The 12,098-nt window shown below is 64.1% G+C and carries 6 protein-coding genes; all 6 read right to left on the minus strand.

Annotated elements, in window-relative coordinates:
- The coding region (fdnG, locus tag C2134_RS00005) for a formate dehydrogenase-N subunit alpha (RefSeq protein WP_103316469.1) at positions 1 to 1,745 on the minus strand (1,745 nt) is incomplete at its 3' end.
- 304 nt (positions 1,746 to 2,049) lie between these two features.
- Entirely contained in the window at positions 2,050 to 3,471 is a 1,422-nt protein-coding gene (locus C2134_RS00010; protein ID WP_103316470.1) for an efflux transporter outer membrane subunit, read from the minus strand.
- A 4-nt stretch (positions 3,472 to 3,475) separates the two neighbouring features.
- On the minus strand, positions 3,476 to 4,636 hold the full coding sequence (locus C2134_RS00015) for an efflux RND transporter periplasmic adaptor subunit (RefSeq protein ID WP_103316472.1): 1,161 nt from the start codon (positions 4,634 to 4,636) through the stop codon (positions 3,476 to 3,478).
- A gap of 1 nt (position 4,637) precedes the next feature.
- Positions 4,638 to 7,829, minus strand: a complete 3,192-nt coding sequence (locus C2134_RS00020) for an efflux RND transporter permease subunit (protein WP_103316474.1) — start codon at positions 7,827 to 7,829, stop codon at positions 4,638 to 4,640.
- 308 nt (positions 7,830 to 8,137) lie between these two features.
- Entirely contained in the window at positions 8,138 to 10,297 is a 2,160-nt protein-coding gene (locus C2134_RS00025; RefSeq protein ID WP_103316476.1) for a hypothetical protein, read from the minus strand.
- A gap of 261 nt (positions 10,298 to 10,558) precedes the next feature.
- The gene (gene purB, locus C2134_RS00030) at positions 10,559 to 11,929 is read right to left on the minus strand and encodes an adenylosuccinate lyase (RefSeq protein WP_103316478.1); all 1,371 of its coding nucleotides are present in this window, start codon (positions 11,927 to 11,929) and stop codon (positions 10,559 to 10,561) included.
- Positions 11,930 to 12,098: the final 169 nt, after the last annotated feature.

A 12,098-nucleotide genomic window follows, 5' to 3' on the forward strand; every position in this document is an offset into this window, starting at 1 on the left:
ATCACCATGTACTTGAGTTTGGAGAAGGCCTCGGTCACCTTGGCGGCGTCGGGGAAGCTGGCCAGCGGGTTGAAGCCCTGCACGATGAAGCCGTTCATCTTGCCCTGATACATCAGCTCGGTCATGTGCAGCACGTCGTACATCTTGTCCCACTTGGGCAGCCAGTTGTAGCCCCAATCATTGTCCTTGCCGGCGTTGTCGCCCCACATCCATTTCATCAGGCTGACGAAGAACTTCGGCGTATTGCTCCAGTAGTTGAACTGATTGGGCTGCAGCGTTTTGGGCGTGGTCTTGGCCAGATACGTCGCCAGGTCGGGGTGGTCGGCTTCGCTGGGCAGCGTCAGGTAGCCGGGCAGGCTGGTGGACAAGAGGCCCAGGTCGGACAGGCCCTGGATATTGGAGTGGCCGCGCAAGGCGTTGACGCCGCCGCCTGGCATGCCGATATTGCCGAGCAAGAGCTGGATCATCGCCATGGTGCGGATGTTCTGCGCGCCGGTGGTGTGCTGGGTCCAGCCCAGCGCGTACAGAATGGTGCCGGCTTTGTCCGGGCGGGCGGTTTCGCCCAGTTCCTTGCAGACTTGCAGGAAGCCGTCCACCGGCGTGCCGCAGATATTGTTGACCACTTCCGGCGTGTAGCGCGCGTAGTGCTGCTTCATCAGCTGCCAGACGCAGCGCGGGTGTTGCAGCGTGGGGTCGGTCTTGGCGTAGCCGTCGTCGCCCAGCTCGTAGTTCCAGCTGCTCTTGTCGTACTTGCTCTTGGCGGCGTCGAAGCCGGAGAACAGGCCTTCGTCGAAGTGGTAATCCTCGCGCACGATCAGCGACGCGTTGGTGTAGGCCTTGACGTAGTCCCACTGTATCTTGTCGTTCTTGATCAACCAGTTGATGACGCCGCCCAGGAAGGCGATGTCGGTGCCGACGCGGATCGGCAGGTAGAGGTCGGACACCGAGGCGGTGCGGTTGTAGCGCGGATCGACCACGATCAGCCGCGTGCCGCGCGTCTTCTTGGCCTCGATCGCCCACTTGAAGCCCACCGGGTGCGCCTCGGCGGCGTTGCCGCCCATCACCAGGATGAAGTCGGCGTTCTTGATGTCCACCCAGCTGTTGGTCATCGCGCCGCGGCCAAAGGTGGATGCCAGCGCCGACACGGTCGGGCCGTGGCAGACGCGGGCCTGCGCGTCGGTGGCGACAATGCCCAGGCTGCGGATGAATTTCTGCGAGATGATGCCGGTTTCATTGGAGCCGGCCGACGCCGTCAGCATGGCGGTGGACAGCCAGCGGTTGACCGGCACGCCGGCGGCGTTTTTTTCCACGATGTGCGCGTCGCGGTCGTCCTTCATCAGCCGGGCGATGCGCTGGATGGCCTCGTCCCAGCTGATGCGTTTCCATTCATTGCTGCCGGGTTCGCGCACTTCCGGGTATTTCAGCCGCTTGGGGCTGTGGATGAAATCCAGCAGGCCGGCGCCCTTGGGGCAGAGCGAGCCGCGGCTGACCGGATGATCCGGATCGCCTTCGATGTGGTAGATCTCGCCGAAGGCGTTTTTGGCGCCGTCGCCCAGCCCGTACAAGATCAGGCCGCAGCCGACGGAACAGTAGGTACAGGTGTTGCGGGTTTCGCGCGCGCCCAGCAGTTTGAACTGGCGCACTTCCGCCAGCGCCTGCTGCGGCGCGAAACCCATGGCGACCAGGCTGGAGGCGCCCAGCTGCGCCGCGGTCAGCTTGAACAGCTGGCGTCGGGTGACTTCCATCGTCCATCTCCTCCGGGATATTCGTGCCAGCAAATCGCTGGGGAATATCCAAAACTGATAGCTTTGTCGATTGGCTTATTTTTTTATGCTACTCCGCGATGCCGATAATGACCACCTTATTGACAGGGATTTGCGAAGGCGGCGCCGCTGGCCGGTGCCGTACAGATTGGGGCGTTGACTGAAGAGAAGAGAAATGGCCAGGCCGCTACGGCAAACCGGCAGGCCTGGCATGGATGCCCCCAACCGGCCTGTCCAGTTATTTGTAGCAGTTTTATTACGATTTGCAGGGTATGGATTTTGACTATCAGCGGCGGATGTCGGCTTGCCAGCCGCCGCCTAGGGCCTTGAGCAGGCTGACATTGGCCAGCAATTGGCCGCCATGCAATTGCGCCAGGGTTCTGTGCGCCGCCAGTTGGCTTTGCCGGGCGGCGGCCAGCGTCAGCGCGCTGTCCAGGCCCTCGCGATGGCGCAGCTGGCTGATGGCGTAGGCTTGGTCCTGGTTGCGTACCGCCTCGGCCTGGAGCCGGCGCGCTTCATCCAGTCCATGCAACGTGCTCAGGGCATCCTGCGCTTCCTGCGCCGCCTGCAACACAGTTTGGCGGTAGCCAGCCAGGGCGGCGCGGTAGCCTGCCTGGGCATAGTCCACCGTGGCGGCAGTCTTGCCGTTGTCGAACAGCGTCTGCGTCGCCTGCAGGCCTATGCCCCAGATCAGCGCAGGGGTGGAGAACAGATGGGTGAGGCCGGTGGATTCGCTGCCCAGATAGGCCGGCGTCAGCATCAGCTGCGGAAAATAGGCGGCTTTGGCCACGCCGATCTGGGCATTGGCCGCGGCCATCGCCCGCTCGGCGGAGGCGATATCGGGGCGGCGCTGCAGCAGATCGCTGGGCGCGCCGCCTGGGACCGGCGGCAGCGCGGTGGGCAGGGCGCCGGCATCCAGGCGAAAGGCGGGGGCCGGCGTGCCGCTCAGCGTGGCCAGCAAGTCCTCGTTGCCGCGGCGCTGATTCAGCAGCAGTTCCCGCTGGGCGCGGCTGGCGGCCACGGACGCGGCCTGTTGTTCCTCGTCGGCGGCGGAAGCGAGGCCTGCCTGGTGACGGACTCGGGTCAGCTCCAGCACGCGTTGCTGGGCCTCCAGCATGCTGTCCAGCAGCCGGATTTCCTCGTCCTGCTGGCGCAATTGCAGATAGGCGGCGGCGAGTTGGGCGGTCAGCAGCAGTTCCACATTGGCGCGGTCGGCGGCGGCCTGCTCGGCGCTGGCGCGCGCGCTTTCGATGTCGCGGCGCACCCGGCCCAGCCAGTCCACTTCGTAACTGACGCTGAGCATGGGTTTCAGGTCGCTCTGCACCGTGCTGGCGTTGCTGGCCCCGTAGCTCGACAGCGGCCGATCGGCGGATAGGCGGCTGCGCGACGCGGCCACGCCCAGGCTGGCAGACGGCAGCGCGGCAGCGCCGTGGATGCGGCTTTGCGCCTCCGCCTGATCGAGTTTGGCCAGCGCCTGTTGCAGCGTCGGGCTATGGGCCAGCGCGTCCGCTTCCAGCCGGTCGAGGTTGGCATCGTGGAACAGCTTCCACCATTCGCGCTTGGGCAGCGCGTCGGCCGGGGCGGCGGGGCGCCAGTCGCCGTCGGCTTTCCATTGCGCTGGCAGCGCCGTCGCCGGACGCTGGTAGTCCGGGCCGACGGCGGCGCAGCCGGCCAGCGCGGCGGCGATCAGCAGGGGCAGCGCGCGCATGGCCTTATTCCTCCTTCATGGGGGCGACGATGGCCACCGGCTGGCCGTCATTGATCGAATCTGGCGGATTGATGATCACCTTGTCGTCGGGTTTCAGCCCGGCGCGGATTTCCACCTCATGGCCGAAGTCGGTGCCCACCGCCACCGGCTGCAGGTGGACCTTGTTGTCCGGCCCGACCAGCGCCACGCGGCTGCCCTTGGCGTTGAACTGCAGCGTATTGGTGGGCAGCGTCAGCGCGTCGCCCTTGGGCAGGCGGAAGGTGGCATCCACATATTGGCCCGGCAGCAGGCCGTGGTCGGCGTTGGGAATGGACACTTCCACCTGCAGGGTGCGGGTGGCGGGATCGATGGCGCCGGCGGTGCGCGCCACCTTGCCCTTGACCGGCTGGCCCGGCGCTTCCTGACGCGCGATGTCCACGGTCTGGCCGACGCGGATGGCGGCGGCATTGGCCTGCGGCACATAGGCGTACAGGTGCAGCTTGTCGATCTGGGCGACGGCGAACAGCGCCTGCGGCGTGCCGCCGTTGCCGGCATTGACCAGGCTGCCGGTATCGATGTTGCGGCGGGTGACGATGCCGTCGAACGGCGCGACGACGCGGGCGAAGTCCTGCAGATCGCGCAGCCGTTTCAGTTCGGCGTCGGCTTGCTTGTAGGCGCTTTCCTTCTCGTCGAATTCCTGCTGCGACACCGCGTCCTGGGCGCGCAGCGTCTTCCAGCGCAGGTAGGCGGTTTTCGCCAGCACGAAGTTGGCCTGGGCTTGCTGCGCCTGCTTGTCCACGTCCGGGATGTCCAGTTCTGCCAGCAGCTCGCCTTTTTTCACTGGCTGGCCGATGTCTTTGTGCCAGCGCTTGATGTAGCCGCTGGTGCGGGCGTAGATCTGCGCCTCGGCGATGCCTTGCAGCGTGGCGGGCAGCGTCAGCTTGGCATCGCCGCGGCCGCGGGTGGGGGTGACGACGCTGACGGTGAGCACCGCGTGGCGTTCGGCCTCCTTGGCCAGCGCTTCGGCATTGGCGTGGCGCACCAGCAGCGTGCGGCCCAGCCCCGCCAGCAGCAGGCCAATGGCGACGACAGCGGCGATGCGCGCCTTGCGCGCCACCGCGCCGCGGCGGGCGTGGTGCAGATGTAGTTCGGGCAGGCCCTGATGGCCGTGGCGTTGCTCTGTCATGTCATGCGTCCTGTGCGGAAGGGGCGGCGTTGTCGGCCGCGCCAGTCGCGCCTTGTTTGCGTTTTTCCAGATAGCGGTGGAAGGAGGCGAACACCACCGGCACGAACAGCAGCGTGGACACGGTGGCGAACATCAGGCCGCCGATCACGGCGCGGCCGAGCGGGGCGTTCTGCTCGGAGCCTTCGCCGATGCCGATGGCCATCGGAATCATGCCGATGATCATGGCCAGCGCCGTCATCAGCACCGGGCGCAGCCGGGTGGCGCCGGCTTCCAGCGCGGCGGACAGCGGTGGCAGTCCTTCCCGCATGCGCTGGCGCGCGAAGGCCACTACCAGAATACTGTTGGCGGTGGCCACCCCCATGGTCATGATGGCGCCGGTCAGCGCCGGCACGGAGAGGTTGGTGCCGGTGACGATCAGCATCCAGGCGATGCCGGCCAGCGCCGCGGGCAATGCGCTGATGATGATGAACGGGTCCAGCCAGGACTGGAAATTCACCACGATCAGCAGGTAGACCAGCACGATGGCGCCGAGAATGCCGATGCCCAGGCCCAGGTAGGAGGAGCGCATGGTCTCCACCTGGCCGCGCATGCCGACATGGCTGCCTTTGGGCAGCTGGGCCTGTTCTTCGTTGATGGCCTTCTGGATGTCCGCGGCCACCGAGCCCAGGTCGCGGCCGCGCGCGCTGGCGTAGACGTCGATCGACGGCAGGATGTTGTAGCGGGTGACGATGGCGGGGCTACGGCCCGGAGAGGCGCGCACCAGATTGGCCAGGGTCTGGGCGCCCATGCCATGGTTGCCCGGCGCGTTGACCGGCAGCTTGAGCAGCTGGTCTAGCGAGTCGATGCGGTATTGCGGGGTCTGCGCCTGCAGGTTATAGACGATGTGATTGTTCGGATTCAGCCAGAACGCCGGTTGCGTCTGCTGGCTGCCGGACAAGGGCAGCAGCAAGTTCTGGGCGACGTCCAGCGGGGCGATGCCCATGCCCTGCAGCCGCGGCCGGTCCATGGTCAACTGGATGGCTGGCGCGTCCAGCCGCTGGTGGATGTGGACGTCGGCGGCGCCGGGTATCGCCTGGATGCGGCGCAGCAGTCGGCCGGCGTAGGCGGCGTTTTGCTTCAGGTCCTTGCCGAAAATCTGCACATCGATGGGCGCGGGGGCGCCGAAGTTCAGGATCTGCGTGATGATGTCTGCCGGTTGGAAGAAGAACTCTACGCCGGGGAAGCGGCTTTCCAGCCGTTTGGGCAGGGCGGCGATGTAGTCCGCGCTGGGCTTGTGATCGGGCTTCAGCGAGATCAGCACATCGGAGTCCAGCGTGCCTATGGTGCCGGAATTGCTGTACGACAGGTTGATGCCGCTATACGGCAAACCGATGTTGTCGATGATGGAGTCCAGATCCTGCGGCGGGATGACCTTGCGGATTTCAGCGTCCACCTGATCTGCCAGCGCCGCGGTATCCTCGATGCGGATGCCGGTGGGCGCGCGCACGTGCAGCTTGATCTGGCCGGTATCCACTTCCGGGAACAGGTCGCGGCCCAGCAGCAAATACAGTCCGCAGGAGGCCAGGCAGAAGCCCAGGAAGACGGCGATGAAGGCCTTGCGGCGGGTCAGCAGGTGGCTGAGCAGATGCACATAGACTTCGCGCAGCCGCTCGAAGCGCGCGTTGAAGCGCTCATGCACGCGGTGAATGGCCGCCGCGATGCGGCCCTGGCGATGCTGGTGTCCCATCAGCAGCAGCGCCAGCGTCGGCACCAGCGTCCGCGACAGCACGTAGGAGGCCAGCATGGCGAACACCACCGCCTCGGCCATCGGCACGAACAGATAGCGCGCCACGCCTTCCAGGAAGAACATCGGCACGAACACGATGCAGATGCACAGCGTGGAGACGAAGGCCGGGATGGCGATTTCGCCGGCGCCGTCCAGGATGGCGGTGTAAAGCGGCGAGCCCATGTGCAGGTGGCGTTCGATGTTTTCTATCGTCACCGTGGCGTCGTCCACCAGGATGCCCACCGCCAGCGCCAAGCCGCCCAGCGTCATCACATTGATGGTCTCGCCTATCATGTGCAGCGCGACGATGGACGAGAAAATGGACAGCGGAATGGAGATGGCGATGATGGAGGTGGTGCGCCAGTTGCCGAGGAACAGCAGCAGCATCACCGCGGTCAGCAGCGCGGCGACCAGGGCTTCATGGATCACGCCCTGCACGGCTGTTTTCACGAAAATGGACTGGTCGGCCAGCAGGCCGACGTGCAGGTCCTTAGGCAGCAAGGGCAGCAGGCCCGGCAGCTTTTCCTTCAGGTGGTTCACCACGTCCAGGGTGGAGGCGCCGCCGTTCTTGTAGATCGACATCATCAGGCCGCGCTGGCCGTTTTGCTTGACGATATTGGTCTGCGGCGAGAAGCCGTCGCGCACGTGCGCCACCTCGCGCAGGAATACCGTCGCGCCGTCGGCGGTTTTCACCGGGATGTCGTTGAGGCCGGCGAGGGTGTCCGGCGAGCCGTTCAGCTCCACATCGTATTCGGTGCCGCCTATCTTGGCGGTGCCGGAAGGCAGCGCCAGGTTCTGCGCGTTGACCGCGTTGACCACGTCGGTCGGCGTCAGGCCATGGGCGGCGATGGCGCGGCTGTCCAGGTCCACCGACAGCAGGCGTATCTTGCCGCCGTAGGGGTAGGTGATGGCGATGCCTGGTATCGTCACCAGCTGCGGCCGCATGGTGTTGATGGCGGTGTCGAACACATCCTGTTCCGACAGCGTTTTGCTGGACAGGCCTACCTGGATCACCGGCACGCTGGACGCGGTGTACTTGATGATCAAGGGCGGCGTGGCGCCCGGCGGCATCTGCTTCACCACCGCCTGCGAAACCGACACCACCTGGGCGATGGCGGTCTGGATGTTGACGTTGGGCTGGAAGAAGATCTTGATGATGGCAATGCCGGCCAGCGACTGCGACTCGATGTGCTCGATGTCGTTGACCGTGGTGGTCAGCACGCGTTCGTGGGTCTGGGTGATGCGGTCTGCCATCTGTTGCGGCGCCAGGCCGCCATAGCCCCAGATCACGCTGATCACCGGGATGTCGATCTCCGGCAGCACGTCGACGGGCGTGCGCATGATGGCCAGCGGCGTGGCCAGCAGGATGACGATGGCCATCACGATGAAGGTATAGGGCCGTTTCAGGGCCGTTTCGACAATCCACATAGGGTACGGCTTGCCTCGCTAGGTTGGCGCGCGGTCGCGGCGGGCACGCCATGATGCGCGCCGTCTTTGCAGCTTATGCCAGGTTTGGGATGTTCTGTGGCAGGATTGCACGGCGATGCCGTGCGGTTTTTGTTAAGGATTGCTGCCAGCGAGGCCGGCGGAGCCAATCATCCAAACTGCATTAACTGGTCAAGGGGGCGTACCGTTGACGGAGAGTGACGCGAAGCGTGAAAAAAAGTTCTAGCGTGCATAAACGCAATGAAAACAGCCCTCCGGATGGGAGGGCTGTTTGAGGGCGGCGCGGCGCGTCAGGACTTTTTGCGGGCGTAGCGGTTGAGCGAAACGACGCGGGTTTTGCCGATGCGATGGCGGTAGATCTCGCGCAGGTAGCACACCGCTTTCTGCACATGCTCGCGGGTCAGGCGGATGTCGTTGATCGACACGAACTTCTTGTTGTCGCGGATCAGCTCGCGGTACTTCTTCTCGTACATCGGCTTGATGGCGAACCAGTTGGTGTCCAGGATCTTGGCCGGGTTCTCGTAGTCGTTCAGCAGCTTTTCCAGCAGCGTCTCGTCGAAGGTGTCCGAGGTGATCAGATCCAGAATGACATTGTCCAGGCTGTCGTCGAAGCGGTGGTTGCCATGGGCGAAGCAGCGCTTGATGTAGGCGACGATCAGCGTCAGGAAGTCATCGCTCAAGCACGGGCTCTTGGCCACCAGGGTGGTCAAGGACAGGTTGGTGGAGGCGCCGATCACCAGCGCGTAGCGCTTCAGCGTGGTGCTGGGGAACAGGTCGTTCAGGTGGCGCTTCAGCCGGTTCAAGTCCAGGTAGGACAGCTTGTAGCCCTTGGGCAGCGACAGGATGGCCACCACCGACGAGCAGTTCTGGAAGAAGAACAGCTGGTTCAGCTTTTCCGCCGCGTAGCCGGACTGCTTGTACTCTTCCAGCGCCGCTCGATAGCTTTCGCATTCGATCGGCAGCAGGCTGATGCCCTCGATCGCCTGCGTCTGCTGGTTGAAGTGGGGCAGGTCGATGGAGCGGAAGAACAGATCGTCGATGTCCAGCTTGTTGACGAAGCCGTCCGAGCCCAGCGGGTCGCTGACCACCGATTCGGCGTAGGCCACCGCTACCGGGCCGGCCAGGCTCATGAACAGGTCGTTGGCGTCCAGCCGTATCGTCTCGCCCATGTCGATGCCGGCGCGCAGAAAGTAGTTCTCGTCGTAATCGCTGGTGACGGCCTGCGCGGTCAAGATATTGAAGATCTGCTGCGAGATGTACTGGTTGGCGTGGCGCTCCATCGCGTTGACGTCGAGGTGCTCGATATTGCCGCCTTCGCTCTCTTCGGCGTAGCGCATGATGTCGTTGGAGATCAGCATCATCGCGTTCCACGGCCGGATGCGGCGCATCACGCTCTCGGCGCCGGCTTCCTCGTTGACGAAGTTGTAGGAGAAGTCCCACTCCTCAGCTAGGTATTTGCACAGCAGGCGGCCGGCGTTGATGTGCAGCGCCTCGGAGCCTTCGGCATGCTGGCCGGAGATATTCGGCAGAATGCAGATGCCGCTGGTGAAGATGGGCTCGAACACGAAGCCGTAATCGTCGACCTGGCCGGGCTTGTCGTCGTTGCGGGTCTCGAAGGTCTTGCTCATGTAGGCGTACTGCTGAGCCAGGCCGAATTCCGAGGCCATGCCGGAGCCGGTGCCGCCGCCGGCGCTGAAAATGTAGAAGTACAGCCGCGACTGGTTGGCCTTGATGCCGCAGGAGTCCATCAGGTAGGAGTGGATCAGCGCCCATTCCGGGTCGGAAAAGCTGACCGTGTCCTTGTTCAGGATGATCTTGGCCAGGTACTGGCCCAGGATGGGGGCGTTGCCGGCGCCGCCGGCATGGACCTCGGCCAGGTCCATGATCTTCATCTTGTTGTAATTGCTGAAGAAATCGCTCTGTTCGCCGCGGCGCGAGAAGCGGATGCGGCCCTTGATGTCCTTGTCCAGGTCGCCCAGCATCACCATGGGTTCGATCAGGAAGGCCGGCTTGGCGGTCTTGTGCTGCGACAGCAGATTGCGGCGTATCCACTTGCGCGGGCGCTGTTCCTGCTCCGGCGGGGTTTTTTCGTCGCCCGAGAATTCATTCATGTAGAAGCGGCGCGCGTTGTAGACCAGCGTCGCCACGTCCAGCGCGATATTGGAACCGCATCGGCCCAGGCCGATCAGGCAGACCGACGGGAACGGACGCTCCACATGGGCGCCTTCGTCGTCTTCGATCTCACGGGCGAAAGCCATGCCACGCAGCGTGTCCAGATGCTGCAGGATGCGATTGGTGTCGTGCTCGATGAAGTATTGGTACAGCCCCGACTGGACGCGCTCGTTCAGTTGCAGCAGCTGACGGGGGGACGACGGCTGCGGGATGGCGGCGACTTCGTCATCGCTTGCCGGGGGATTCGAGGATTGGTCGTACATTGATTGCATGATCATCCATTCTCATTCAAGGTTTACCCTTGTCCGGGCGGTCTCGCGGGAACAGAACCGCGTTTCCAGTTTGCAGCAGCTGATATTCTGGTCTTATTCACACTCCATTGTCGTGGGCAAACGGCTTTTTGACCACTAAATTCTGCTTGGTATGAGACAGCGGCATGGCTTTTGCGGCGAAGTTGCCGCAAATTTGGCGATAAAGATCGGGTGAAATGCAAAACGCCGCCCCTGGGGGCGGCGTGCAGGACGGATCAATCGGACGGATCAGACGCGGCGCGCCAGTTCCTCGGCCTTGCCCAGATAGTTGCCAGGCGTCAGTTCCAGCAGGCTGGCCTTGACCGCTTCCGGCAGTTCCAGGCTCTTGATGAAGGCATGCAGCGTTTCGCGGGTGATGCCGCCCTTGCCGCGGGTCAGCTCTTTGAGCTGCTCGTACGGATTGGCGATGCCATGGCGGCGCATGACGGTTTGCACCGGCTCGGCCAGCAGCTCCCAGGAAGCGTCCAGTTCGGCGGCGATCTGCGCAGGGTTGATCTCCAGCTTGTTCAGGCCCTTCAGGCAAGACTTCAGGCCGAGCAGGGTGTAGCCGAAGCCCACGCCCATATTGCGCAGCACGGTGGAGTCGGTCAGGTCGCGCTGCCAGCGGGATACCGGCAGCTTTTCCGCCAGATGGCCCATGATGGCGTTGGCCATGCCCAGGTTGCCTTCGGCGTTCTCGAAGTCGATCGGGTTGACCTTGTGCGGCATGGTGGAGCTGCCCACTTCGTCCTTCTTCACCTTCTGCTTGAAGTAGCCCAGCGAGATGTAGCCCCACACGTCGCGGTTCAGGTCGATCAGGATGGTGTTGATGCGGCTCATCACCTGGTACAGCTCGGCCATGTAATCGTGCGGCTCGATCTGGATGGTGTACGGGTTGAACGTCAGGCCCAGGCCCGTGACGAAGCGGCCGCACAGGCTTTCCCAATCGATGTCCGGGTAGGCCGCCAGGTGGGCGTTGTAGTTGCCGACCGCGCCATTGATCTTGCCCAGGACTTCCTGATGCACCAGTTGCTCGCGCTGGCGCTTCAGCCGGTACACCACATTGGCCAGTTCCTTGCCCATGGTGGACGGCGTGGCCGGCTGGCCGTGGGTGCGGCACATCATCGGCACGGCGGCCAGTTCGTGGGCCAGCTTCTGCAGCTTGTGGATGACCTCGTCCAGCGTCGGCAGCAGCACGGTGTTGCGCGCGGCCTTCAGCATCAGGGCGTGGCTGAGGTTGTTGATGTCCTCGGAGGTGCAGGCGAAGTGGATGAACTCGCTGGCGGCCATCACTTCCGGATTGCCTGACAGACGTTCCTTCAGCCAGTACTCGATGGCCTTGACGTCGTGATTGGTGCGGACCTCGATCGCCTTGACCTCTTCGCCGTGCTCGACGCTGAAGTTGGCGATCACGTCGTCGATCTCGCGAATGGTGGCGTCGGAGAACGGTTTGACTTCCTCGATGCCCGGCTCGGCGGCCAGCATCTTCAGCCATTCCAGTTCCACTTTGACGCGGCACTTCATCAAACCGAATTCGGAGAACAGGTTGCGCAGGGCCTCGACCTGGCCGGCGTAGCGGCCATCCAGCGGGCTCAGAGCGGTCAACGTAGTCAGATTCATGCGGGGTATTTCCAAACGTGGTTTGCCAAACAACGGCGGGTTGCGGTACTAACGGCTCCGGCGGCGACGCCGGTTCGATCCCTTGGCGCCGCTAACAAAACTCCCGATCCTGCCTTGCGCCCGCTGGCCGCGCGACGCGTGCTGTCTGCGTCGGCGCGCCTGGGCTGAG

Origin of the sequence: Chromobacterium sinusclupearum (assembly GCF_002902845.1) — a bacterium.
GTDB lineage: Bacteria > Pseudomonadota > Gammaproteobacteria > Burkholderiales > Chromobacteriaceae > Chromobacterium > Chromobacterium sinusclupearum.

What these genes read in the sequence shown, in the direction of transcription:
- C2134_RS00025 (WP_103316476.1), bottom strand. Translation starts at nt 10,297, where the DNA reads ATGATCATGCAATCAATGTACGACCAATCCTCGAATCCCCCGGCAAGC.
- C2134_RS00010 (WP_103316470.1), bottom strand. Translation starts at nt 3,471, where the DNA reads ATGCGCGCGCTGCCCCTGCTGATCGCCGCCGCGCTGGCCGGCTGCGCC.
- C2134_RS00015 (WP_103316472.1), bottom strand. Translation starts at nt 4,636, where the DNA reads ATGACAGAGCAACGCCACGGCCATCAGGGCCTGCCCGAACTACATCTG.
- C2134_RS00020 (WP_103316474.1), bottom strand. Translation starts at nt 7,829, where the DNA reads ATGTGGATTGTCGAAACGGCCCTGAAACGGCCCTATACCTTCATCGTG.
- purB (WP_103316478.1), bottom strand. Translation starts at nt 11,929, where the DNA reads ATGAATCTGACTACGTTGACCGCTCTGAGCCCGCTGGATGGCCGCTAC.